Source organism: Streptosporangium sp. NPDC002544, assembly GCF_040295965.1.
Classification (GTDB): Bacteria; Actinomycetota; Actinomycetes; order Streptosporangiales; family Streptosporangiaceae; genus Streptosporangium.
Genome location: NZ_JBEOWJ010000010.1, coordinates 241,684 through 263,970, shown reverse-complemented (window position 1 = coordinate 263,970; position 22,287 = coordinate 241,684). Strand labels below are relative to the sequence as shown.

Sequence of the window (22,287 nt, the reverse complement as noted above, 5' to 3'; positions counted from 1 at the left end):
CTCGGGGAACGCCGCAGGCGGAGGCTCGTCCCGCGGTGACTACCCTGGTGGGCGTGAGCCGTACTGAGAACTCCGAGGACCTGTTCGCCCGCGCACGTGAGATCGTCCCGGGAGGTGTCAACTCCCCGGTCCGCGCCTTCGGAGCCGTCGGCGGCACGCCGCGCTTCATGGCTTCGGGGCAGGGGCCCTACATCACCGACGTGGACGGCAACCGCTACGTCGACCTGGTCTGCTCGTGGGGGCCGATGATCCTCGGCCACCGGCATCCCGCCGTGATCGAGGCCCTTCAGGAGGCGCTGCGCGACGGCACCTCGTTCGGTACGGCGACGGCCGGCGAGGTCGAGCTCGCCGAGGAGATCGTCGCCCGGGTCGACCCGGTGGAGAAGATCCGCCTGGTCAGCTCCGGCACCGAGGCCACCATGTCCGCGGTGCGGCTGGCGCGTGGCTTCACCGGCCGATCCAAGATCATTAAGTTCGCCGGCTGCTACCACGGCCATGTCGACGCCCTGCTCGCCTCGGCCGGTTCCGGCCTGGTGACCTTCGGCCTGCCCGACACCCCCGGCGTGACCGGAGCCTCGGCCGCCGACACCGTGGTGCTGCCGTACAACTCGATCGAGGCGGTCACCGAGGCGTTCCAGGCGTTCGGCGCCGAGATCGCGTGCGTGATCACCGAGGCGTGCCCGGCCAACATGGGCGTCGTCCCGCCGCTGGACGGGTTCAACGCCAGGCTGCGGGAGCTGTGCACCGCGCACGGCGCCCTGCTGATCATCGATGAGGTGCTCACCGGCTTCCGGGTCTCGGAGGCGGGTTGGTACGGGCTCGATCCGGTCGACGCCGACCTGATGACCTTCGGCAAGGTCATGGGCGGTGGCCTGCCCGCCGCCGCGTTCGGCGGTCGCGCCGACGTGATGGCCCACCTCGCTCCCGAGGGGCCGGTCTACCAGGCGGGCACCCTGTCCGGAAACCCGCTGGCCTGTGCCGCCGGCCTGGCCACCCTGCGCGCCTGCGACGAGGGCGTCTACGACCGGGTGGACGCCGCCGCCCTGGTCATCGGCCGCGCCGCCGCCGACGCGCTGGCCGCCGCCGGGGTGCCGCACCGCCTGCAGCGTGCCGGGAGCCTGTTCTCCATCTTCTTCACCGACGAGCGGGTGGTCGACTTCGACACCGCCCAGAGGCAGAACACCGCCGCCTATCGGGCGTTCTTCCACTCGATGCTCGATCAGGGCGTCTACCTGCCGCCGTCGGCGTACGAGGCCTGGTTCCTGTCCGCCGCGCACGACGACGAGGCCCTCTCCCGCATCGCGGACGCCCTTCCCGCCGCGGCCAAGGCAGCGGCTTCCGTTTCCGTTTAGCGGGCGGTCTGTTCGGGTTCTGTGTGTTCCGGGCGGTCAGGGCTCCCTTGTCGGTCGGCTGCTCTGCCGGGTGTGTGTTCGCGCTCCGGTGGGTGGGTGCTCCGGGCGGCCGTCGTTGGTCGCGGTCTTGTGGGTTCAGGCCTTCGGCCTGGCGGGCGCGCTGGTTACGGATTCTTATAAGCCGCCCGGAACACCCACCCACCTCCGCGCCACCCTTCTTCGCCGTACGCCCTGCGGGCCGTAGTCGCTTCCTCGCGGGCCGCCCATCGGGCTCTTCGACGCTGAAGCAATCCGTACGGGGGGCGTTCTGGGGCCATCGCCGTAGCTGAAGCAGCGGTGCGGGAAGGAGCGCAGGGGGGGCTCCCTGTAGTTCATCGGGCCCGTCGTGATTCGCTGGCGCTGGTCGGCTTGTTGCGGTTTGTCGTTGTCGGTCATGGCTTGGCTCGGGGGCGAGTGTGATCGTCTGACAGGGCGCATCGCGACTCGGACCGCCATTGTGACCGGAGGGAGGGGTACGCCTCGAAAGAGGGGCTTCGGTCAGATGGGTCAGCTGGAGAGGGAGCCGGGTCCGTCGGTTCTGTTGGTTTCGTTGGTTGGCAGGTGGAACCAGACGGCGGTGCCCGCTTCGGGGTCGTGGTGGGTGCCCCAGGCGGTGGCCATGGCCTCGACCAGGAGCAGGCCGCGTCCGCCGTCGCTGTCGAAGTCGGTCACGCGGACGAAGGGGACCGGGACGGTCAGGTGGTCGTGGTGGATGCCGGTGAGGCTGTACGCGCGGGTGGCCGGGTCCAGTTCGTAGACGTGGACGACGGGTGAACCGTTGTTGTTCTCCACTCGCCAGAAGTGCGGGATGCCCGCCTCGGCGTAGCGGAACGGTTTGGTCTTGCGGTCGCGGTCCTCGGACTCGGGCGATACCACCTCGATGGCGAGGTGCACCTCGCCGGGGGTGTAGAACGTCCGGTCGTCGTCATCGGCGGCCTCCGCGTCGACGACCACGATGTGTCGGGACAGGGGCGCATTCGGTGGCCGAGCTTGACGTCCATCTGATTCACGGCCGTTAGGTGCTCGGGGGCACAGGCTTTCAGGCCGTTCGCCAGACCGGCGAGGACGCGCTGGTGGAAGCGTGTCTGGGGAGCGGCGAAGACGAGGGCTCCGTCGATCAGTTCGGCACGTTCGAAGAAACCGGGTTCACCGTTGGGGCCCTCGGAAAGGCGGTCGAGGTCATCGGCGTTCCAACCCTCCGGGGGTGGAGCGGGCCAGTGATCGAGTGCGGCACCCATGCGGGGCACTGTAATTCCGGGCCTGTGGTGACCGGACCGTTTCAGGGAGTTTTAACCTCGGCCCGGATGGTGGGCGGGGGCGCGGCGTCCCAATGATCTACAAGTCGTTCTCCACTGTCGGCCTCTAACCTCATCCGCGGTCCTCCTGAGCCGGAGCGACTCGGCGCGGTGCAGGCCCTCGAACGGGACTGCGACAGCGGTCCTTGAACGAGATGAGAAGGAGGCGGTGGTGGACATGAGCATCGTGCCATTGTTTGGAATCGTGCCATTGTTCGGAATCGTGCTCGGAGCGGTGTCCGTCGGGGCCGGCATCCGGGTGATGATTGTCGATCACCGGCTGCGGCGGCACGGGGTGCGGGTGCCGGGCGTCGTCGTGGGACTGCGCAGGTCCAGAGGCGGCAGCGGCAGCCGCCTGTACTATCCCACGCTGCAGTTCCAGACGGTGCAGGGCTCCGTGGTGGAGGCCGCGTCGGATCTGGGCTCCAACCCGCCGCAGGTCCGTCCGGGCCAGCAGGTCATGGTGGTCTACGACCCCGCGCGCCCCCAGCGCGCCCGCCTGGACGGGGTGGGCGGCGGCGTGCTCCTCGGCGTGCTGTTCCTGACCGTCGGAGCGATCATCCTGGTGCTCTCCCTGGTCTTCGCGGTCGGCTTCTGGGTCATCTTCTGGTCGTGAGGGCGGGGGCGGACTCGCGCGGCGGTCGTACGGGCTCGGGTGCTCGCGTAGAGGACGCCGGAGATGATCAGGGTGGCGGCGGTGAGTTTGACGGGGGAGATGGGTTCGCCGGTGAACAGGGCGGCCGAGGACATGCCGAAGACCGGGACGAGCAGGGCGGAGGGCGCGACCACCGAGGCGTCGTAGCGCTGGAGCAGGAAGCCCCAGATGCCGAAACCGCCGAGGGTGGAGATCAGCGCCACGTAGAGCACGGACAGGCTCCCCTCCACCGAGAACTCCAGCCGGGGAACCCCCTCCACCAGCAGGGACAGGGCCAGCATGGGCAGGGCCGCGACCGCGCTGATCCAGACCATGAAGCGGAACGAGCTGGGCGGGGCGGCGCTCCTGACCGCGATGTTGCCCGCGCTCCAGAAGAACGCCGCGCCGACGACCAGCAGGAACGCACCGATGGGACCACCGGTGCCCAGGTCGGCGGCGATCAGCACCAGCCCGGCGAGCGCGACGGCCATGCCGGTGATCCGCCGCGCGGTGAGCCGCTCCCCCAGCAGGACGACGGCCAGGACGGCGGTGAAGACCGCCTGAACCTGGACGACGAGCGAGGTCAGCCCGGCGGGCATGCCCGCCCGCATGCCCATCAGCAGCAGGGTGTACTGGCCGATGCCGAGTGTGGCCCCGGCGACGAGCACCTTCCGCCAGGGCACCCCGGGGCCGCCGACGAACAGCAGCGCGGGGAAGGCGGCCAGGGCGAAGCGCAGCGCCACGTAGAACAGCGGTGGAAAGTGCCGGAGCCCGACCTCCATGACGACGAAGTTGAAGCCCCAGAGGGCGGTGAGGCCGATGGCGAGGAGGAGGTGCCGGGTGCGCATACATCCATCGTCGTTTTCAGCGATATTTCAGCACAAGCGAGAATTTCTGGCTTATGTCGTTTAGAGTTGCTTATGTGTTGGATCTCAATCGGCTCAAGGCACTGCACGCGGTCTCCGTCTACGGATCGGTGGGTGCGGCGGCCGAGGCGCTCATGGTCACCCCCTCCGCGGTCTCCCAGCAGCTCGCCAAGCTGGAACGGGAGACCGGCGCGACCCTGCTGGAGCGCAACGGGCGCGGGGTGCGGCTGACCGACGCGGCGGGGCTGCTCGCCGACCACGCCGGGCGCATCCTCGCGCTGGTCGAGACGGCGGAGGCCGACTTCGAGGCACTGCGCGGGCAGGTCGTGGGGCGGCTCTGCATCGGTGCCTTCCCCACGGCGGCCAGGGGTCTGATGCCCGCCGCGCTGGCCCTGCTGCGCACCCGCCACCCCGACCTGAGGCTCCAGCTCATGGAACGCGAGCCCTCGCGGCAGATCCGCGAGGTGGCCAGGGGAGAGCTCGACCTCGCGGTGATCCAGGACTGGATGAACCGCCCACTGGCGATCTCCGAGGGGCTGTCCCGGGCGACGCTCTTCGACGACATCGCCGACGCGATCCTGCCCGCGACCCACCCACTGGCGGACCGCTCCGAGATCGAGCTGGCCGAGCTGTCCGGGGAGCAGTGGATCAGCTCCTCACCGGGCACGGTCTGCCACGACTGGCTGGTCTACACGCTGCGCTCGGCCGAGGTGGAGCCGGACATCGCCTGCATGGCGGATGAGTACCCCACTCAGATGGCCCTCGTCTCGGCCGGGCAGGGGTGCGCGATCATTCCCCGGCTGGGTCGTGACTTCGTCCCCTCGGGAGTGCGGGTCGTCCCGATCAGGTCGCGCCCGACCCGCAGGCTTTATGCGCTCTGGCGCAGTGACGCGGCCCGCCGCCCGGCGATCCGTGCCGCGGTCGAGGCGTTGAAGGCCGTCTCCGCCGATTTCCACATCCCCATCTCCGAGTCCGTCGAGGCGCCGTCCACCGTCCTGGCCGGGAACGTTCACCCGGTCGAGTGAGGATTCACGGTCACCACGCCGGGTGCGCCGTCCCGTGAGGCCGGGGACGCATCCGGGCGATCGTGGCAGGCAGCGGATCCAAGGACAGCCAGAGGGAGGCCCCAGGCCCTGTCCTGCGGATCTTTTGCCTACCGCGGTCGGTCAGGTGGTGCCTCGCCGCGTTGTCGCCGGTCACCGCAGCACGCTGCGGCTCCCTCCTCCGCCTTGCGAGACACCACCTGACCGATCCTCGCCACGGCAAGATCCACAGGACAGGGTCTAGCTGAGGGCGATCGTCACCACGCCGCCGACGATGACGCAGGCGGCCAGCAGCCGCCTGGTCAGGTCACCCTCGGCCAGCAGCCTGCCGCCGAGCAGCACCGCGACGAGCACGCTGACCTCCCGTACCGGGGCCACCGCGCTGATCGGCGAGAGGGTGAACGCGGTCAGCGCCAGCAGGTAGGAGAGCGGCATCAGCACCGCCGCACCCAGCACCCGCGTCCGGTGTTCGCGCCAGACGGGCAGGACCAGGCTCCGGCGGTGGCCGCCGAGCACCGGTGCGGTCAGCACGAGGGTGCGGCCGAGGTCGCCGAAGTAGTTGAGCAGGATCGGCGCGACCGCGAAGGCGCTCACCACCTGCTTGTCCCAGACGGTGTACGCCGCGATGAACACTCCGGTGGCCAGCCCGAACCCGATGCCGCTCAGATCCCGGCGGCTGGGCCTGCGCGCCATGCTGAGCAGGAAGACACCCACCCCGATCAGGCCGATCCCCGCGATGCCCGCCAGGCCGGGTCGCTCGCCCAGGAACAGGACGGCGACCAGGCTGGCCAGCAGCGGTCCGGTGCCTCGGGCGATCGGGTAGACCATCGACAGGTCGCCGTGCCGGTAGCCACGCTGGAGGAACATGAAGTAGCCCAGGTGCAGCGTGGTGCTCGCGGCGATCACCGCGAGGTCGGCCCACGAGAGGCCGGTGCCGCCGAGGAGGAGATAGCCGAGCGCGACCGGGGTCCAGACCGTCGTGGACGCGGCGGCCACCATCCAGACGAAGACGACGCCGTCGGCGTCGGCCGCCTGCTTGCTCAGCAGGTTCCAGCAGGCGTGGGCGACGGCCGAGGTGAGGATGAGGGCGAGGGCGAACAGGCTCACGGGGGACCTTTCCGGACCGCCGGACCGCGGAACCTTAGCCACAAACGCCCCAGACCCTACTCGTCTTCGCCACGCGCTCCCAGTGGTCCACCTGACCGGCTGTGGGCCGGTAGCTGTGGGTAGGCTTGCGGAACCATGGCTGAGACCACCGTCGTTCACCTCCTGCGCCACGGTGAGGTGCACAATCCCGCTAACGTCCTGTACGGCAGGCTTCCCGACTACCACCTCTCCGACAACGGCGTGCAGATGGCCGAGACGGTGGCCAAGGCGGTCGCCGGCCGCGACGTCGTCGCGCTGTTCTCCTCCCCGCTGGAGCGCGCCCAGGAGACCGCCGCCCCGCTCGCCGCGACCTTCCACCTGGACGTCACGCTCGACGAGCGGCTGATCGAGGCCGAGAACATCTTCGAGGGTCTCTCCGTCGGCGGAGGCGACGGTGTCTTCCGCAACCCGCGCTTCTACCGCTACCTGTGGAACCCGCTCCGTCCCTCCTGGGGAGAGCGCTACATCCACCTGGTCAACCGGATGAGCGGCGCGATCAACGCCGCGCGCAGGGCGGCGCGCGGCCATGAGGCGATCATGGTGAGCCACCAGCTCCCGATCTGGATCATCCGGCTCGCCGCCGAGGGCAGGCGCCTGCCGCATGACCCGCGCCGCAGGCAGTGCGCTCTGGCCAGCCTCACCAGCTTCGCCTTCGAGGGGGACCGTCTGATCAGCGTGGGGTACAGCGAGCCCGCGGCGGCACTCGTCAAACGCCCCACTGTGCCGGGCGCCTGACCCCGCCGGTACAGTGATTGCTCTACCGGTTGTAGTACAGGGAGCCTCCGTCATCCATGCGCGCACAATTCTTTGCCGCCGTCGCGCTGCTCATCGCCGTGGCCGGATGCGCCGGAAACCAGGGGGCGCAGCCGCAGACCGGCGACACCCGGTTCATCGCAGGCGACGGCAAGATCACCCTGTTCCAGGCCGCCGACCGCAAGGTCGCGCCGCCTGTTGAGGGGGAGACCCTCGACGGGGGCACCGCGACGCTCGCCGCACACAAGGGCAAGGTCGTGGTGCTCAACTTCTGGGCCTCCTGGTGCGCGCCCTGCCGGGCTGAGGCGCCGGTGCTCAAGGACATCTCCGCCAAGACGAAGGCGGACGGTGTGGAGTTCCTCGGCATCGACTTCAAGGACCGCAAGGCCGACGCGCTCGCCTTCGAACGGAGCCAAAAGCCCGGCTACCCGAGCATCTTCGACCAGCCGGGCAAGGTCGCGCTCTCCTTCCAGGGCACGGTCCCGCCCGCGGCCATCCCCTCCACGCTGATCATCGACCGCCAGGGCAGGATCGCCGCCAGGGCACTCGGCGCGGTCAAGTACAACGACCTCCTCGACGCCGTGACCAAGGTCGGTAATGAGAGATGACGGCCCCGGGCGATGGCTGGGCCCGCGATGAGCGCTGACCTCGTGAGCACCGTCGCGAGCGGTTCGCTGGCGCTGGCGCTGCCGATAGCGGTCGCGGCCGGGCTGGTGTCGTTCCTGTCGCCGTGCGTGCTGCCGCTCGTGCCCGGCTACCTGTCGTACGTGACCGGCATGAGCGCCGACCCCAGGCGGGGGCGCATGGTCGCGGGCATCGTGCTGTTCGTCCTCGGGTTCGCCGCCGTGTTCGTGGCCGGAGGGGCGCTCTTCGGCGGGCTCGGCGCGATGCTGTTCGGCAACGCCGGGATCATCACGCGGGTGCTGGGCGTCCTCACGATCGTGCTCGGCCTGGCCTTCATGGGAGTCATCCCCGGCCTGCAGCGCGACTTCCGCATCCACCGGCTCCCGGCCGCGGGCCTGGCGGGGGCGCCCCTGCTCGGCCTGGTGTTCGGCCTGGGCTGGACCCCCTGCATCGGCCCCACCCTCGGGGTCGTGCTCACCCTCGGTCTGAACGAGGGCAGCGCCGGCCGCGGCGCGATACTCGCCTTCGCGTACGCGCTCGGTCTCGGCCTGCCGTTCGTGGCGGCCGGGCTGGCGTACAGCAGGGCCCTGAGGACCTTCAAGGCGGTACGCCGGCACTCACAGCTGATCACGCGGGTGGGCGGCGTCATGCTGGTCGTCGTCGGCGTCCTGCTCGTCACCGGGCTCTGGGAGCAGCTCGTCGCGATGATCCAGGGCTGGGTCGGCGGATTCGAGCCGGTGATCTGATGGGGCACATCGACCCTGGGACGGGAGAGCGAGCGGTGGCCGAGCCGCAGACGGAGACGGTGGCCGCGAGCAGTCCCGAGGCCAACGGGAGGAACGAGGAACGGCGGCCCGTGGGAATCGGGTTCGTGGGCTGGGCGCGCTGGTTCTGGCGGACGCTCACCTCGATGCGGATCGCGCTGATCCTGCTGTTCCTGTTCGCCCTGGCGTCCATTCCCGGCTCGATCTGGCCGCAGCGCGGTGTCTCCGACGCCAAGGTCTTCCAGTACTTCGAGGACAGCCCCCAGCTCGCCGAGTGGCTGGACAGGTTCTGGCTGTTCGACGTGTTCAGGGCGCCCTGGTTCGCCGCGATCTACCTTCTGCTCTTCCTGTCCCTGATCGGCTGCGTGCTCCCCCGCACCATGACCCACCTGCGGGAGCTGCGCAGGAAGCCGCCCGCGGCGCCGCGCAACCTGGGCAGGCTGCCGCAGCACGCCTCCTTCGAGGCCCCGCTGACCGTCGAGGAGGCCGCCGCCACGCTGCGTGCCAAGCGGTTCCGGGTGATCACGGGGCCCGGCTGGGTCGCCGGGGAGAAGGGCTACCTGCGCGAGACCGGCAACCTGCTGTTCCACGTGTCCCTGCTCGGCCTGCTGCTCGCGGTCGGGATCGGCACGCTCTACGGTTACCGGGGCAACGTGCTGGTCGTGGAGGGCGAGGGGTTCGCCAACACGGTCGCGGCCTACGACCGCTACATGCCGGGGCAGCAGGTGAACGCCGAGTCGCTGGAGCCGTTCTCCTTCACGGTCGAGGACTTCCAGGCGAGCTACATCGCGAAGGGCGAGAAGACCGGGCAGCCCATCGACTTCGAGGCCAGGCTCAAGGTCGAGGACGCCCCCGGCGCCCCCGCGCGCGACTACGTCCTCAAGGTCAACGAGCCGCTGAACGTCAACGGCACGCAGAGCTACCTGATCGACCACGGGTACGCGCCGACCTTCAGGATCACCGACGGCAAGGGCCAGGTCGCCTTCGACGGGCCGGTGCCCTGCCTGGTCGTCCAGCCCGCCAACTTCACCTCCGAGTGCGTGATCAAGGTCCCGGACGCGCAGCCGGAGCAGCTCGGCCTCCTGATCGGCTTCCTGCCGACGACGGTCCCGGTGGGCTCGGAGTGGGTGTCGGTCTTCCCCGGCGCCGCCAACCCCACGGCCCAGGTCTACGGTGCCTTCGCCGGTGATCTGGGCCTGAAGGACGGCCGGCCGCAGTCGGTCTACGAGCTCGACCCGGAGAGCCTGAAGAAGATGAAGCCGCTGGTCATGAAGGCGGACCCGCTGGCGGTCAACGAGAAGCTCACGCTCCCGGACGGTATGGGCTCCATCGAGTTCACCGGCGTCAGGGAGTGGATCGCCCTGCAGATCACCTACGATCCCGGCCGGATGCCGGCGTTCGTCGCCTCGGTCCTCGCCGTGGTCGGCCTCGTGCTGGCCCTGACCGTCCGCCGCCGCAGGGTGTGGGTACGGGTCCGCGACGAGGCCGGTCGGCCCGAGGGCGAGAGCCGGCGGGTCGAGGTGGGCGGCCTCACGCGTACCGAGGGGGGCGATTTCGACGAGGAGTTCACCGAGATCGTCTCCGCTTTGAACCCAGGAATTCCCAACCCAGGAGTTAAGGATGCCCGTTGAGGTCGATGCCGGCCTCGCCACCCTGAGCGATCAGCTCATCTTGGCGACGGTGCTGCTCTACGTCTTCGCAATGATCGCCTACGCCCTCGACCTGGCCTTCAGCCGGTCCGCGGGGGTGGCGGCCCGTGCCGCGGAGCGGCCCGCGCTCGCCACCGTCGGTGCCACCGTCGGCGTCGGCGCCGCCCCGGCCGCACCGGAATCCGCCCCGGCGCAGGCCGAGGGGCCCGAGGACAGGACGCCCCCCGCCTGGGTGGTGCGGGTGGGGATGGTGGCCGTCGGGCTGAGCTGGCTCGGCTGGGCCGCGAACCTCGGGGCCCTCCTCACCCGGGGCCTGGCCGTGGACCGGTGGCCGTGGGGCAACATGTACGAGTTCGTGGTCGCGATGTGTTTCGCGGCGGTGAGCGCGTTCCTGTTCATGAACCTCCGCTACCGGGTCCGCTTCCTCGGCGCGTTCGTCATGGTCACGGCGGCTCTCGGGCTCGGCTTCGCGGTCCGGTACCTGGAGGTGCAGGCCGGCCCGGTGGTGCCCGCGCTCAACAGCTACTGGGTCCTGATCCACGTGTCGGCGGCGATCGTCGCCAGCGGCCTGTTCCTGATGGCCGGGATCGCCGGCATCCTCTACCTGGTCAGGAAGGACACCGCGGTCCTGCTGCCGTCCCGGCTGCAGTTGGAGCGGGTCGCGCACCGGGCCATCGTGATCGGCTTCCCGATCTGGACCTTCGCCGTCATCGCCGGGGCGCTCTGGGCGGACAAGGCCTGGGGCCGCTACTGGGGCTGGGACCCCAAGGAGGTCTGGGCGTTCATCACCTGGGTCGTCTACGCCGCCTACCTGCACGCCAGGGCCACCGCGGGCTGGAAGGGCAAGGCCGCCACGATCGTGCAGCTCGTCGCCTGCGCCTGCCTGCTGTTCAACCTGGTCGGGGTGAACATCTTCTTCGGGGGTCTGCACTCCTACGCCGAGGTTCCCTGAGCCCGGCGCCGAGCCCCGGCTGACCGGCCGCATCGGCCGGTCAGTCGTCGTCCGTCCGGTCAGTCCTCGTCGCGCAGGCGGCGGTCGAGGTCCTTGAGGAAGTCGGGGTCGTCGTCGGGGCCCTTCGGGGCCTCGGGGCGCTGTGGCATGTCCTCCACCAGGAGCGAGCGGGGCGCCCTGGGGCCGTACGGTCGGCCGAGCAGCAGCCAGAAGAGCCCTCCGACGGCCAGCAGCAGCACCACGATGAGCACCCAGAGGAGCTTGGGCAGGTTTCTGGACTCCTCGTCCGGCGTGGTGATGACGTCGAACAGGCAGTAGAGCCAGAAGGCGAATATCGCCAGACCGACAAGCAGGGGCATGCCCGAACTGTAAGCCATTGTGAGCCCTGTTGCGGTCAGCCCTCCGGTACGGATGACCGGCGAGGGCTCACCCGGTTAACGTAGAACCCGTTGACACTTCCCCAGGGGGTGTGATGGCACAATCGGGCGATAAGGGCCGCCATCGACGGCGGTGGTGGCAGCGAGGTCCGGCCGCGCGTGCGGAGAGTGCTGTGCGGGAAGCTCCGCGTGAGGTTTCCCGCGAGGCTCCCCGGGAGGTTCCCCGCGAAGCGGAGCGCCGGGTCGGGGCGGTCACGGCCCCGGTGGTCGACCGCCCGCAGTACACCTGGAAGGACTTCGAGCTCGACGACGAGCGTCCCCGGGCACAGCCCAACTCTCCGGACACCCCGGATCTGGGTGACGGCCTGCGCCACTGCGGGCGCCTGGAGCGCATTCTGCACCGTCAGTGGGACTCGCGGTGGGAGATCCCGCCCCCGGAGGTCGTGCGGGCGGTGGAGAGCCTGGCCAGGTTGCCCGACCTGCTGAAGGACAAGCTGGCCGACGGTCTCGACGGCATCTACGTCGGCGCGGGCGGGGTGCCCGACCTGGACGACATGGGATACCTGCGCGGTGCGCCGCTGCCCTCGGGCCGGGCGACCTGGGACGTCTGCGCGGGAGCGTACGGCGACCGCAAGATCGTGGTGGGAGATCGGCCCTCGCCCACCCCCGACGTGATGATGCACGAGGTCGGACATGCCCTGGACGATGTGGACGCCCCCCACGGCGACTGGGTCTCCGACTGCCCGGAGTTCGCCGCCCTCTACGCCCAGTGCGTTCCCGTGCTGGCCTCGGGGTTCCATCTCCAGCCGGGCGACCTGGGCCGCAAGGAGTTCTTCGCCGATGCCTTCGCCGCGATCGTCTCCCGGCAGCGCCCCGCGCTGGTCGACATGCTGGGCGGCGACACGCGAATGGCGCTCAACGTCATGTTGTTCTTCAACCGGCGCTACGGAATCTAGGTGATCTGGGATGTACGTCGTCAGGCTCGCTGACGGTACTCTGCGCGTTCCGCAGACCCTGACCGGCGATGACGGGCGTCTGATCGGCAACGCCTATGTCGAGGTGTCTCCGGGGGATCCCGACTATGACCGCTGGCTGGCCGAGTCGCTCACCGAGGAGGAGTGGGCCGAGCGGCGGCGGCGCTGGTTGGCGGAGAACGACGATCTGGAGCGGGAGTTCCTGGCTTTCAAGGCCGAGCAGGAGACCTAGGCCGGTTCAGGTACGGGTGTGGTCACCGTCCGTGTCGTGTGGCATTTCACACGACTCCACGGTGACCCTGCGGCTTCCGGGTAAGGCGCGCAGGATCACCGATGGTGTGACGTCCTAAGTCGTCAGACGCGCGGGGACTCGCCTGCAGGCCGTTCGGCCGTCAAGACGTCCTCTCCACGCAGAAGGGCGTGCACTTCCGATTCACGGAAACGCCGGTGCCCTCCGGGGGTACGGATGCTGCTGATACGGCCTGCCGCGGCCCAGCGTGTAACCGTCTTTGGGTCGACCCGGAAGAGGGCGGCAACCTCTCCGGGCGTCAGCAGACGCTCGCTGCTACTCTCCACAATCTCTCCCCCTCGCATCCCGCTTCCTGCCAGCGGGCGGACAGGTAACCAGTGTGCCGAGCGAAGCCTGATTTATCCGTGGTTTTCAACAAAGATCACGGGTTGTTATCTACTGCCTGCCCGATTGTTAGATGATAGAGCCTCTTTGGGACTCTCGTGGGTGTTTCTTTACGAAACTGGTCTGTTGTGAACACTAGCAGCGCTCGCAGTCAACGCGAAGGGCGCTCCCGCAGTCAGCACGGGGTCATGCCTGGGCGATGAGCGGAGTGACGTAGCCTCGACGTTGTGCATCCCGTCATCGTTTACACCGCGTCCCGGGTCGGTCTACTCGCCGTGAGCCTCGGAGTGCTCTATATCCTCGGCCTGCGCCAGCCCCTGATCCTGCTTGTCGCCGCATTCCTGGTCAGCGGCGTGGCCAGCTACGTCCTGCTGTCAAAGCAGCGGGACGCGGTAAGCGAGCGAATCACTAAGAATCGGGAGTGAGCGGCGAGGGGAACATGCCGACTCGGGCATGGTACTCGTGACCAAGCCGGGTTGTGTCACTACCTACGAGTAATCCGCCAGGATGTGCCAGGAATGCCTTGACTCCGATTCCGCGTTCCCGGGTGGGGTTCCATGTCAGGGCCTTGCCGGTGCTGGGGTGGATCGCTCCGATTCCCGGACGCGCCACCGCTCCGGGTCCCGCCGAGTCGTGGCCGAGCGGGTTGTCCAGCCAGCGCTGGTGTCCGCCGACGTAGACCGCCGCCCCCGTCGCCGCCACCGCGTACAACGAGTCGCCCCCGGTGTGGTTCACCCAGGTGGGTCGTACCTCGCCGCGGGCGCGGGTCTCGAAGCGCGCGGCCGTGTCGCACATCCTGTCCCGCCCCCCGGGGCCGCCGGTCGTGACGACGGCGAGATAGCTCCCGTCGGGGGCGAAGTCCAGGCCCCGCACATAGCTGGGAAAGTCGGCCATGCACCTGCCCCGGTAGGCGCCGGTCCGCCAGGTCGCGACCTTGGCCGGTGACGCGGCGACGTCGATCAGGCCGAGCTGCGGACGCGACAGGCCGTCGAGGGTGGCGAAGTCGCCGCCGACCGCCAATCTGCCGTGGCTCAGGGAGAGCGCGTGGACCCTGGTCCTGCCGCCCCTGGGCTCGTCCGGCCTGATCGCGAAGGTCGGGTCGACCGAGCCGGTGACGGCGTCCAGCCTGGCCAGTGCGGTAAGGGCGACGGGGCCGACACGGGTGAAGTCGCCGCCGACGTAGAGGTGGCGGCCCAGTCTGGCCAGGCTGGTGACCGTTCCGCCGCGGACCTGGGCGCCGAAGCGGGCCACCGGGGACCCGTCGGACAGCCGGAGCAGGGCCAGACCCCGCGTCTGCGTCCCGTCGGTCGTCGTGAACCGGCCGCCCGCGTAGACGGTGTCGTGCACCCCCGCCGCCAGGGCCTGGACCGGGCGGTCGAGGCGTGGTGCGAAACCGGGCAGCACCCGCCCGGTGGCCAGGTCGTAGGCGAAGAGGTTGTCACGCGACAGCACCCTCGTGCCCCGGGCCTCGCGTACCTCGCTGAACGAGCCTCCGACCACCACCGTGCCGCCCACCAGCGCGATGGCGTTGACGATCCCGTCGAGCACGTGGGGAGTGGTGTTCACCGGATCGGTCAGGACGACCCTGCTGTGCTCCGTGGTGCCGGCGGCGGCGGTCCCGGGGAGCATCAGGATCAGGGCCGCGGCCGGCAGGTAAGCGGTTCTGGCAAACATTTGACAATTTTTAGCATGCTCCGGGTAATCGAATGACTACTTTCCGTGGATTGTCGGGGCGGGCCTAGGCTTGGTGTCATGACGCGCGCTTCTCTGGACAAGCAGCCGCATGAGGTCGCCGCGATGTTCGATCGCACGGCCCGGCGGTACGACCTTGTCAACGACGTTATCTCCCTGGGCCAGGTCCGGCTGTGGCGTAAGGCGACCGCCGCTGCCGTCGACGCGGGCCCCGGTGAGCTGGTCCTCGACCTCGGTGCGGGCACCGGCACGTCCACCGACTCGTTCACCTCGCTGGGTGCCCGCGCGATCGCCTCGGACTTCTCGCTCGGCATGCTGAGCACCGGGGTCAGGCGCAGGGGCGGCTCGGGCGTTTCCGGAGGGGGAGTGCGGGGTGTCAGCTTCATCGCGGGCGACGCGCTGCGGCTGCCCTTCGCCGACAACGTGTTCGATGCGGTGACGATCTCCACGGCGCTGCGCAACGTGCAGGACACCGGCCAGGCGCTGCGCGAGATGTATCGGGTGGCCAAGCCGGGTGCGCGCCTGGTGATCCTGGAGTTCTCGCACCCGACGCCGAGGTCCTTCGACCTCGTATACTCGCAGTACCTGATGAAGCTGATGCCGCAGGCGGCCAAGCTCTTCGGTTCCAACGACGACTCCTACGAGTATCTGGCGGAGTCGATCAGAGCCTGGCCGGACCAGGCGGGGCTGGCGAAGATCATTCAGGAAGCGGGCTGGGAACGGGTCGCCTGGCGCAATCTCACGCTGGGCATCGTGGCCCTCCACCGCGGATATAAGCCCGCATAGAAGATTGGCAGGCGATAGCAGTACCCACCTGACACTTTGCCCCGCAAAGGCGTTAGACTTCGGGCCGACAAGTTTGTGAAGACCTTCACAAAGGATCGAAAGGCCCCTTACCCCGAGGCCCCCAAAGATTTTGTAGGACAGGACAGGTCCCGTGACCGTGCCAGCCGCCAGACAGCGGAATGTCGCTGAGGCTGACGCCGACGTCATCGTCGTCGGCGCCGGGCCCGCCGGTTCGACAACCGCTTTTCATCTCGCGCAGGCCGGACTTGACGTCCTGCTGCTCGAGAAGACCACCTTCCCCCGCGAGAAAGTCTGCGGCGACGGGCTGACGCCCCGAGCGGTCAAGCAGCTCATCGCCATGGGGATCGACATCGACGCCCCCGGCTGGGTCCGTAACAAGGGCCTGCGCGTGGTCGGCGGCGGGATGCGCTTCGAGCTCGACTGGCCTGAGCTGGCGAGCTACCCCGACTTCGGCCTGGTCCGCACCCGCCAGGACTTCGACGAGATCCTGGCCGGCAACGCGGTCAGGGCGGGCGTCCGCCTGCTGCAGGGGGTCAACGTCACGGCCCCGGTCCTGGACGACCGTAGCGGGCACATCGTCGGCGTCCTCGCCAGGCAGAACGGCGAGGAGGTCACCTACCGTTCCCGGCTGGTGGTCGCCGCCGACGGGAACTCCACCCGGATCTCCCTGGCCATGGGGCTGCACAAGCGCGAGGACCGCCCGATGGGCGTCGCGGTGCGGACGTACTTCGAGAGCCCCCGCCATGACGACGACTACCTGGAGACCTGGCTGGAGCTGTGGGACGGCGACACCCTGCTGCCCGGCTACGGCTGGATCTTCGGCGTCGGCGACGGCACGTCCAACGTGGGCCTCGGGCTGCTGAACACCAGCGAGTCCTTCAAGGGCATGGACTACCGCGACCTGCTCAAGCGCTGGGTGAAGGGCATGCCCGCCGAGTGGGGCTACGTCGAGGAGAACATGACGGCCCCGATCAGGGGCGCCGCGCTGCCGATGGCCTTCAACCGCCAGCCGCACTACACCCGGGGTCTGGTGCTGGTGGGCGACGCCGGCGGGATGATCAACCCGTTCAACGGCGAGGGCATCGCGTACGCGATGGAGAGCGGCCACGTCGCGGCCGAGATGATCGTCCAGGCACTGGGCAGGGTCACCCCCGCCCAGCGGGAACGTGTGCTGCGGGCCTACCCGCAGACGCTGAAGGACGCCTATGGTGGTTACTTCACGCTCGGCCGGGGCTTCGTCGAGCTCATCGGGCACCGCGGTGTGATGAACTTCGCCACGCGTCACGCGCTGCCGCACCCCCGCCTGATGAGGTTCGCTCTCAAACTCCTTGCTAATCTCACCGACCGGCGGGGTGATGCGTCGGATCGCATCATCAACGCCCTGTCGAAGGTGGCGCCACCGGCATGAGCTCAACGAACGCCGAACACCTGGGACTCGGGGCGATGATCGTCCTGCCTAGACTTTCGAAATACACCAACATGCAGAGCTACGCGCCGGCGCGCGTGGAGATGGGAGAGGAGGCGTAGCGATGGAGCTGTACGCACCCATCCTGGTGCTCGCCGTTCTCGCGGCGGGATTTGCGGTCTTCTCGGTGACGATCGCCCCCTTCACCGGTCCCAAGCGCTGGAACCGCGCGAAACTCGACGCCTACGAATGCGGTATCGAGCCGACGCCCCAGCCCGTGGGCGGAGGTCGTTTCCCGCTGAAGTACATGGTCACCGCGATGCTGTTCATCGTGTTCGACATCGAGATCATCTTCCTCTATCCGTGGGCTGTCGCGTTCGACCAGCTCGGGATGTTCGGGCTGGTCGAGATGGTGCTGTTCATCGTCACCGTGCTCGTGGCCTACGCGTACGTGTGGCGCCGCAAGGGTCTGGACTGGGACTAGATATGGGACTTGAAGAGAAACTTCCGAGCGGGTTCATGCTCAGCACGGTCGAGCAGGTCGCCGGCTGGGCACGTAAGAACTCCGTCTGGCCGGCCACCTTCGGTCTTGCCTGTTGCGCCATCGAGCTGATGTCCACCGGTGGTCCCAAGCACGACCTGGCGCGCTTCGGCATGGAGCGCGCTTCGGCGTCTCCGCGCCAGGCCGACCTGATGATCGTGGCGGGCCGGCTGTCGCAGAAGATGGCCCCGGTGCTGCGCCAGATCTACGACCAGATGGCCGAGCCCAAGTGGGTCATCGCCATGGGCGTCTGCGCCTCCAGCGGCGGCATGTTCAACAACTACGCGATCGTGCAGGGCGTCGACCACGTCGTCCCCGTCGACATCTACCTGCCCGGTTGCCCGCCGAGGCCCGAGATGCTCATCGACGCGATCGTCAAGCTACACGACAAGATCCAGAACACGAAGTTCGGCGCGCATCGCGCCAAGCAGATCGACGAGCTCGAACTGCAGGCACTGCGGACGTTGCCGCTGATCGACCAGGGAACCGCCAAATGAGAAGCGGTGAGCGACCGATGGCGCGAAGCGGATGCACAGCGGCCCGCGCGGCGAACGAGGAGCGGTAGGCGACCGAGACATGAGCACTGAAAACCTCCCGGAGGTCCCGGAGGAGCCCATCGCCCGCCTGGGCATGTTCGGCACCTCGGGTACCGGAGACACCTCGGGCTACGGCCGCCTCGTCGTGCGGCGCAAGCCCGAGCTCTCCACCCCCCGCCCGTACGGCGGGTACTTCGACACCGTCGCCGACGAGCTGGAGCGCGCCCTCGGCGGCGACTTCGCCGACGCCGTCGAGCGCGTGGTCGTCGACCGCGGCGAGCTGACCTTCCACGTCAGGCGCGAGCGCCTGCTCGACGTGGTCAGGGCACTGCGCGACGACGCCGCCCTGCGCTTCGAGCTCTCGCTCGGTGTCTCCGGCGTGCACTACCCCCATCTGACGGGCCAGGAACTGCACGCGGTGATCCACCTGTGCTCGATCACGCACAACCGCCGCCTGCGCGTCGAGGTCTCCTGCCCCGACGACGACCGGCACATTCCCTCCACGGTCTCTGTCTACCCGACGCACGACTGGCACGAGCGCGAGACCTGGGACTTCTTCGGCATCGTCTTCGACGGACACCCGGCGCTGACCCGCATCATGATGCCCGACGACTGGGACGGCCACCCCCAGCGCAAGGACTACCCGCTCGGCGGCATCCCGGTCGAGTACCGCGGCGCCGAGATTCCCGCGCCGGACCAGAGGAGGTCTTACACGTGAGCACCTTTGACGACGAGGCCACCGAGGGCACGGTCTACACCGTCTCCGGCAACGACTGGTCGGAACTGCTCGAGACCCTCACCGGCCAGCAGGACGAGCAGCTCGTCATCAACATGGGTCCCCAGCACCCGTCCACGCACGGCGTGCTCCGCCTGATCCTGAACCTGGACGGCGAGACGGTCACCGAGGCCCGCACGGTCATCGGCTACCTGCACACCGGCATCGAGAAGAACCTCGAATTCCGGACGTGGACCCAGGGGACGACGTTCGTCACCCGGATGGACTACCTGGCGCCGATCTTCAACGAGACCGCCTACTGCATGGGCGTCGAGAAGCTGCTCGGCATCACCGACCGGGTCCCCGAGCGGGCCCAGGCCATCCGCGTGATGATGATGGAGCTCACCCGGATCTCCTCGCACATGGTGGCCATCGGCACCTTCGGCATGGAGCTGGGCGCGACCACGCCGTTCCTCTTCGGGTCCCGCGAGCGCGAGATGGTGCTCGACGTGATGGAGTACATCACCGGCCTGCGGATGAACATGGCCTACGTCCGGCCCGGCGGTGTCTCCGTCGACCTGCCGGCCGGCGCCGTCGACAAGGTCGGCGAGCTGCTCAAGGTCATGCCGGGGCGCATCAAGGACATGCGCAAGATGCTCGACGCGAACCCGGTCTACCTGGCCCGCACCAAGGACGTCGCCTACCTCGACCTCACCGGCTGCATGGCGCTGGGCGTCACCGGTCCGATGCTGCGGGCCGCGGGCCTGCCGTGGGACCTGCGCAAGTCGCAGCCCTACTGCGGCTACGAGACCTACGAGTTCGACGTCCCGACGGCGAAGAGCGCCGACGTCTACGGCCGCTACCTGGTACGGGTGGCCGAGATGGAGGAGTCACTCAAGATCATTGAGCAGGCTCTGGACCGCCTCTCGGGGCCGCTCAAGGGCGGCCGGGTGATGGTCGACGACAAGAAGATCGGCTGGCCCGCGCAGCTCGCGCTCGGCCCCGACGGCCTGGGCAACTCGCCCGACCACATCGCGCACATCATGAGCGGCTCGATGGAGGCGCTGATCCACCACTTCAAGCTGGTGACCGAGGGCTTCAGGGTCCCGGCGGGGCAGGCGTACGCCTCGGTCGAGTCGCCCCGCGGCGAGCTCGGCGCCCACGTGGTCAGCGACGGTGGCACCCGCCCCTACCGCGTACACTTCCGCGATCCGTCCTTCACGAACCTGCAGGCCATGCCCGCGACGTGCGAGGGCGGCATGGTCGCCGACGTCATCTCGGCGGTGGCCTCGATCGACCCGGTGATGGGGGGTGTCGACCGATGAGCGCGCCCGACGAGAGAGCGGTTGCCGGCGGTGAGCCGGTGGGTGGGCAGAGCACCCCGTCGAGCAACGAGGAGGTGAGCACGACCATGACCAAGGGGTACGCGCCGGAAGTGCGCGAGCGCCTGGAGCGCGACGCCAAGGAGATCATCGGCCGCTACCCCAGGCCGCGGTCGGCGCTGCTTCCCCTGCTGCACCTGGTGCAGTCCGAGGACGGCTACGTCTCCGACGACGGCCACGAGTTCTGCGCCGAGATGCTCGGGCTGAGCAAGGCCGAGGTCGTGGGCGTCTCCACCTTCTACACGATGTACAAGCGCAGGCCGATGGGCCAGTACCACGTGGGCGTGTGCATCAACACGCTCTGCGCGGTCATGGGCGGCGACCAGATCTGGGACGAGCTCTCCGAGCACGTCGGTGTCGGTCACGACGAGGCGACCCCGGACGGGAAGATCTCGCTGGAGCGGCTGGAGTGCAACGCCGCCTGCGACTTCGCCCCGGTGATGATGGTCAACTGGGAGTTCTTCGACAACCAGACCCCGGACTCGGCCAAGCAGCTCGTCGACGACCTCAGGGACGGCAAGGAGCCCTCGCCGACTCGCGGCCCGAAGAAGCTCTGCACGTTCAAGGAGGCCTCGCGGGTGCTCTCGGGCCTGCCCGACGGCCTGGCCGGTGACGGCCCCTCGGCGGTGGGTCCCTCCCTGGAGGGCCTGAAGATCGCTAAGGCCAACGGATGGAAGGCTCCCGAGGCGTGAACGGGCGCGAGGTCAACATGATCGGGCGAGCCGGCGCGTGCGGGCGCGGCGGGCGAGCAGGCAGGCACGGCGCGGTCTCGTCACGGAGCGACGGGCTGCCAGGCGAGGAGACGAAGTGACCACTCTCACCCCGGTTCTCACCGCGAACTGGGACCAGCCGAACTCCTTCACGCTGGAGGGCTACGGCGACTACTCGGCGGCCAAGAAGGCGCTGGGCATGGACCCCGACGCGGTCATCCAGGTCGTCAAGGACTCCGGGCTGCGCGGCCGAGGCGGCGCGGGCTTCCCCACCGGCATGAAGTGGGGCTTCATCCCCCAGGGGGACGGCAAGCCGCACTACCTGGTGGTCAACGCCGACGAGTCCGAGCCCGGCACGTGCAAGGACATCCCGACGATGATGGCCAACCCGCACGCGCTGGTCGAGGGCATCATCATCACCGCGTACGCGATCCGGGCCAACCACGCCTTCATCTACGTGCGCGGCGAGGTGCTGCACGTCATCCGCCGCCTGCAGGCGGCGGTGGCCGAGGCGTACGCCAAGGGCTACCTCGGCACCGACCTCTTCGGCACCGGCTTCAACCTGGAGCTCGTCGTGCACAGCGGGGCGGGCGCCTACATTTGTGGCGAGGAGACGGCGCTGCTCGACTCGCTGGAGGGTCATCGCGGCCAACCTCGGCTCAAGCCCCCCTTCCCCGCCGTGGCGGGTCTCTACGCCTCGCCCACCGTGGTCAACAACGTCGAGTCGGTCGCGAGTGTTCCCTCGATCATCGCCAACGGCGCCGAGTGGTTCGCCGGGATGGGCACCGAGAAGTCCAAGGGCTTCGGCATCTTCTCGCTGAGCGGCCACGTGACCCGGCCCGGCCAGTACGAGGCCCCGCTCGGCATCACGCTGCGCGAGCTGCTGGAGATGTCCGGCGGGATCAGGGAGGGCCACCGGCTCAAGTTCTGGACCCCGGGCGGGTCGAGCACTCCGATCTTCACGGACGAGCACCTGGACGTCCCGCTGGACTTCGAGTCCGTGGGCGCCAAGGGCTCGATGCTCGGCACCCGGGCCCTGCAGATCTTCGACGAGACCACCTGCGTGGTGCGCGCCGTGCTCCGCTGGACCGAGTTCTACGCGCACGAGTCCTGCGGCAAGTGCACCCCCTGCCGGGAGGGCACCTACTGGCTCAAGCAGGTGCTCAAGCGGCTGGAGAAGGGGCAGGGCACCGAAGAGGACCTGACCACGATCACCGACATCGCCGACAACATCCTGGGCCGCTCCTTCTGCGCCCTGGGTGACGGTGCCACCAGCCCCATCCACTCGTCGGTGAAGTACTTCCGCGACGAATACCTCAAGCACTTCGAGATCGGCGGCTGCCCGTTCGATCACGCCCCGTCCACGGTGTGGGGGGCGAAGTGAGCGCGCGCAGGAA

At 69.0% G+C, this 22,287-nt stretch carries 25 protein-coding genes and 1 pseudogene; 20 read left to right on the top strand and 6 right to left on the bottom strand.

Features of this window, described 5'->3' with window-relative positions; genetic code table 11:
- Positions 1-53 precede the first annotated feature (53 nt).
- Complete coding sequence (hemL, locus tag ABT061_RS18075) at positions 54-1,352, top strand: glutamate-1-semialdehyde 2,1-aminomutase (RefSeq protein WP_350918531.1); 1,299 nt, start codon at positions 54-56, stop codon at positions 1,350-1,352.
- 546 nt (positions 1,353-1,898) lie between these two features.
- On the opposite strand, the gene ABT061_RS18070 is transcribed toward hemL, so the two are convergent.
- Positions 1,899-2,345: a Uma2 family endonuclease gene (locus ABT061_RS18070; RefSeq protein ID WP_350918528.1), complete on the bottom strand. Its 447-nt coding sequence runs from the start codon at positions 2,343-2,345 to the stop codon at positions 1,899-1,901.
- Positions 2,346-2,864: 519 nt separating this feature from the next.
- On the opposite strand from ABT061_RS18070, the pseudogene ABT061_RS18065 reads away from it, so the two are divergent.
- Positions 2,865-3,134: pseudogene (locus ABT061_RS18065) on the top strand (hypothetical protein); the annotation flags it as partial.
- Positions 3,135-3,154: 20 nt separating this feature from the next.
- On the opposite strand, the gene ABT061_RS18060 reads toward ABT061_RS18065, so the two are convergent.
- The gene (locus tag ABT061_RS18060; protein WP_350918525.1) at positions 3,155-4,168 is read right to left on the bottom strand and encodes an EamA family transporter; all 1,014 of its coding nucleotides are present in this window, start codon (positions 4,166-4,168) and stop codon (positions 3,155-3,157) included.
- A 74-nt stretch (positions 4,169-4,242) separates the two neighbouring features.
- Between ABT061_RS18060 and ABT061_RS18055 the strand changes: the two genes are divergently transcribed.
- Complete coding sequence (locus ABT061_RS18055) at positions 4,243-5,211, top strand: LysR family transcriptional regulator (protein ID WP_350918522.1); 969 nt, start codon at positions 4,243-4,245, stop codon at positions 5,209-5,211.
- Positions 5,212-5,469: 258 nt separating this feature from the next.
- On the opposite strand, the gene ABT061_RS18050 is transcribed toward ABT061_RS18055, so the two are convergent.
- Positions 5,470-6,336: an EamA family transporter gene (locus ABT061_RS18050; RefSeq protein ID WP_350918519.1), complete on the bottom strand. Its 867-nt coding sequence runs from the start codon at positions 6,334-6,336 to the stop codon at positions 5,470-5,472.
- Positions 6,337-6,471: 135 nt separating this feature from the next.
- Here ABT061_RS18050 and ABT061_RS18045 point away from each other — a divergent pair, with 135 nt between their 5' ends.
- The 5 genes from ABT061_RS18045 to ccsB are packed head-to-tail and all read left to right on the top strand — an operon-like array spanning position 6,472 to position 11,117.
- The gene (locus tag ABT061_RS18045; protein WP_350918516.1) at positions 6,472-7,110 is read left to right on the top strand and encodes a histidine phosphatase family protein; all 639 of its coding nucleotides are present in this window, start codon (positions 6,472-6,474) and stop codon (positions 7,108-7,110) included.
- A 56-nt stretch (positions 7,111-7,166) separates the two neighbouring features.
- On the top strand, positions 7,167-7,736 hold the full coding sequence (locus tag ABT061_RS18040; RefSeq protein ID WP_350918513.1) for a TlpA family protein disulfide reductase: 570 nt from the start codon (positions 7,167-7,169) through the stop codon (positions 7,734-7,736).
- A 27-nt stretch (positions 7,737-7,763) separates the two neighbouring features.
- Positions 7,764-8,498, top strand: a complete 735-nt coding sequence (locus ABT061_RS18035; RefSeq protein ID WP_350918510.1) for a cytochrome c biogenesis CcdA family protein — start codon at positions 7,764-7,766, stop codon at positions 8,496-8,498.
- On the top strand, positions 8,498-10,147 hold the full coding sequence (gene resB, locus ABT061_RS18030; RefSeq protein WP_350918507.1) for a cytochrome c biogenesis protein ResB: 1,650 nt from the start codon (positions 8,498-8,500) through the stop codon (positions 10,145-10,147). Before ABT061_RS18035 ends, resB begins: the two co-directional genes overlap by 1 nt.
- Entirely contained in the window at positions 10,137-11,117 is a 981-nt protein-coding gene (gene ccsB / locus ABT061_RS18025; RefSeq protein ID WP_350918504.1) for a c-type cytochrome biogenesis protein CcsB, read from the top strand. The genes resB and ccsB overlap by 11 nt, the downstream gene beginning before the upstream one ends.
- Positions 11,118-11,176: 59 nt before the next feature.
- Here ccsB and ABT061_RS18020 read toward each other — a convergent pair whose 3' ends face one another.
- Positions 11,177-11,476 carry a PLDc N-terminal domain-containing protein gene (locus tag ABT061_RS18020; RefSeq protein ID WP_350918501.1) on the bottom strand — a complete coding sequence of 100 codons (300 nt, stop codon included), beginning with the start codon at positions 11,474-11,476 and terminating at the stop codon, positions 11,177-11,179.
- 191 nt (positions 11,477-11,667) lie between these two features.
- On the opposite strand from ABT061_RS18020, the gene ABT061_RS18015 reads away from it, so the two are divergent.
- Complete coding sequence (locus ABT061_RS18015) at positions 11,668-12,450, top strand: hypothetical protein (RefSeq protein ID WP_350918498.1); 783 nt, start codon at positions 11,668-11,670, stop codon at positions 12,448-12,450.
- A gap of 10 nt (positions 12,451-12,460) precedes the next feature.
- On the top strand, positions 12,461-12,700 hold the full coding sequence (locus ABT061_RS18010) for a hypothetical protein (RefSeq protein WP_350918495.1): 240 nt from the start codon (positions 12,461-12,463) through the stop codon (positions 12,698-12,700).
- 122 nt (positions 12,701-12,822) lie between these two features.
- On the opposite strand, the gene ABT061_RS18005 is transcribed toward ABT061_RS18010, so the two are convergent.
- Complete coding sequence (locus ABT061_RS18005) at positions 12,823-13,062, bottom strand: BldC family transcriptional regulator (RefSeq protein ID WP_012887349.1); 240 nt, start codon at positions 13,060-13,062, stop codon at positions 12,823-12,825.
- A 267-nt stretch (positions 13,063-13,329) separates the two neighbouring features.
- On the opposite strand from ABT061_RS18005, the gene ABT061_RS18000 reads away from it, so the two are divergent.
- Positions 13,330-13,527 carry a DUF4229 domain-containing protein gene (locus ABT061_RS18000; RefSeq protein ID WP_350918490.1) on the top strand — a complete coding sequence of 66 codons (198 nt, stop codon included), beginning with the start codon at positions 13,330-13,332 and terminating at the stop codon, positions 13,525-13,527.
- Here ABT061_RS18000 and ABT061_RS17995 read toward each other — a convergent pair.
- The gene (locus ABT061_RS17995; protein ID WP_350918487.1) at positions 13,511-14,776 is read right to left on the bottom strand and encodes a delta-60 repeat domain-containing protein; all 1,266 of its coding nucleotides are present in this window, start codon (positions 14,774-14,776) and stop codon (positions 13,511-13,513) included. The two genes, ABT061_RS18000 and ABT061_RS17995, sit on opposite strands and share 17 nt — an antisense overlap.
- 78 nt (positions 14,777-14,854) lie before the next feature.
- Here ABT061_RS17995 and ABT061_RS17990 point away from each other — a divergent pair, with 78 nt between their 5' ends.
- From ABT061_RS17990 to nuoF, 9 genes are all read left to right on the top strand, one after another.
- The gene (locus tag ABT061_RS17990; protein WP_350918484.1) at positions 14,855-15,580 is read left to right on the top strand and encodes a demethylmenaquinone methyltransferase; all 726 of its coding nucleotides are present in this window, start codon (positions 14,855-14,857) and stop codon (positions 15,578-15,580) included.
- Positions 15,581-15,731: 151 nt separating this feature from the next.
- Positions 15,732-17,009: a geranylgeranyl reductase family protein gene (locus tag ABT061_RS17985; protein WP_350918481.1), complete on the top strand. Its 1,278-nt coding sequence runs from the start codon at positions 15,732-15,734 to the stop codon at positions 17,007-17,009.
- Positions 17,006-17,128, top strand: a complete 123-nt coding sequence (locus tag ABT061_RS17980) for a hypothetical protein (RefSeq protein WP_350918478.1) — start codon at positions 17,006-17,008, stop codon at positions 17,126-17,128. The genes ABT061_RS17985 and ABT061_RS17980 overlap by 4 nt, the downstream gene beginning before the upstream one ends.
- Positions 17,129-17,130: 2 nt before the next feature.
- Positions 17,131-17,490 carry an NADH-quinone oxidoreductase subunit A gene (locus ABT061_RS17975; protein WP_350918475.1) on the top strand — a complete coding sequence of 120 codons (360 nt, stop codon included), beginning with the start codon at positions 17,131-17,133 and terminating at the stop codon, positions 17,488-17,490.
- 2 nt (positions 17,491-17,492) lie between these two features.
- The gene (locus ABT061_RS17970) at positions 17,493-18,044 is read left to right on the top strand and encodes a NuoB/complex I 20 kDa subunit family protein (protein ID WP_030916695.1); all 552 of its coding nucleotides are present in this window, start codon (positions 17,493-17,495) and stop codon (positions 18,042-18,044) included.
- A 79-nt stretch (positions 18,045-18,123) separates the two neighbouring features.
- Positions 18,124-18,801, top strand: a complete 678-nt coding sequence (locus ABT061_RS17965; protein WP_350918471.1) for an NADH-quinone oxidoreductase subunit C — start codon at positions 18,124-18,126, stop codon at positions 18,799-18,801.
- 65 nt (positions 18,802-18,866) lie between these two features.
- Complete coding sequence (locus ABT061_RS17960; protein WP_350918691.1) at positions 18,867-20,123, top strand: NADH-quinone oxidoreductase subunit D; 1,257 nt, start codon at positions 18,867-18,869, stop codon at positions 20,121-20,123.
- Entirely contained in the window at positions 20,120-20,872 is a 753-nt protein-coding gene (gene nuoE / locus ABT061_RS17955; RefSeq protein ID WP_350918468.1) for an NADH-quinone oxidoreductase subunit NuoE, read from the top strand. Before ABT061_RS17960 ends, nuoE begins: the two co-directional genes overlap by 4 nt.
- A gap of 115 nt (positions 20,873-20,987) precedes the next feature.
- Positions 20,988-22,274 carry an NADH-quinone oxidoreductase subunit NuoF gene (gene nuoF / locus ABT061_RS17950; protein ID WP_350918465.1) on the top strand — a complete coding sequence of 429 codons (1,287 nt, stop codon included), beginning with the start codon at positions 20,988-20,990 and terminating at the stop codon, positions 22,272-22,274.
- Positions 22,275-22,287: the final 13 nt, after the last annotated feature.

What these genes read in the sequence shown, in the direction of transcription:
- ABT061_RS17980 (WP_350918478.1), top strand. Translation starts at nt 17,006, where the DNA reads ATGAGCTCAACGAACGCCGAACACCTGGGACTCGGGGCGATGATCGTC.
- ABT061_RS18035 (WP_350918510.1), top strand. Translation starts at nt 7,764, where the DNA reads ATGAGCGCTGACCTCGTGAGCACCGTCGCGAGCGGTTCGCTGGCGCTG.
- ABT061_RS18020 (WP_350918501.1), bottom strand. Translation starts at nt 11,476, where the DNA reads ATGCCCCTGCTTGTCGGTCTGGCGATATTCGCCTTCTGGCTCTACTGC.
- ABT061_RS18040 (WP_350918513.1), top strand. Translation starts at nt 7,167, where the DNA reads ATGCGCGCACAATTCTTTGCCGCCGTCGCGCTGCTCATCGCCGTGGCC.
- resB (WP_350918507.1), top strand. Translation starts at nt 8,498, where the DNA reads ATGGGGCACATCGACCCTGGGACGGGAGAGCGAGCGGTGGCCGAGCCG.
- ABT061_RS17965 (WP_350918471.1), top strand. Translation starts at nt 18,124, where the DNA reads ATGAGCACTGAAAACCTCCCGGAGGTCCCGGAGGAGCCCATCGCCCGC.
- ccsB (WP_350918504.1), top strand. Translation starts at nt 10,137, where the DNA reads ATGCCCGTTGAGGTCGATGCCGGCCTCGCCACCCTGAGCGATCAGCTC.
- ABT061_RS18060 (WP_350918525.1), bottom strand. Translation starts at nt 4,168, where the DNA reads ATGCGCACCCGGCACCTCCTCCTCGCCATCGGCCTCACCGCCCTCTGG.
- ABT061_RS18010 (WP_350918495.1), top strand. Translation starts at nt 12,461, where the DNA reads ATGTACGTCGTCAGGCTCGCTGACGGTACTCTGCGCGTTCCGCAGACC.
- ABT061_RS18005 (WP_012887349.1), bottom strand. Translation starts at nt 13,062, where the DNA reads ATGCGAGGGGGAGAGATTGTGGAGAGTAGCAGCGAGCGTCTGCTGACG.
- nuoE (WP_350918468.1), top strand. Translation starts at nt 20,120, where the DNA reads ATGAGCGCGCCCGACGAGAGAGCGGTTGCCGGCGGTGAGCCGGTGGGT.
- ABT061_RS17975 (WP_350918475.1), top strand. Translation starts at nt 17,131, where the DNA reads ATGGAGCTGTACGCACCCATCCTGGTGCTCGCCGTTCTCGCGGCGGGA.
- ABT061_RS17970 (WP_030916695.1), top strand. Translation starts at nt 17,493, where the DNA reads ATGGGACTTGAAGAGAAACTTCCGAGCGGGTTCATGCTCAGCACGGTC.
- ABT061_RS17990 (WP_350918484.1), top strand. Translation starts at nt 14,855, where the DNA reads ATGACGCGCGCTTCTCTGGACAAGCAGCCGCATGAGGTCGCCGCGATG.
- ABT061_RS17995 (WP_350918487.1), bottom strand. Translation starts at nt 14,776, where the DNA reads ATGTTTGCCAGAACCGCTTACCTGCCGGCCGCGGCCCTGATCCTGATG.
- ABT061_RS18045 (WP_350918516.1), top strand. Translation starts at nt 6,472, where the DNA reads ATGGCTGAGACCACCGTCGTTCACCTCCTGCGCCACGGTGAGGTGCAC.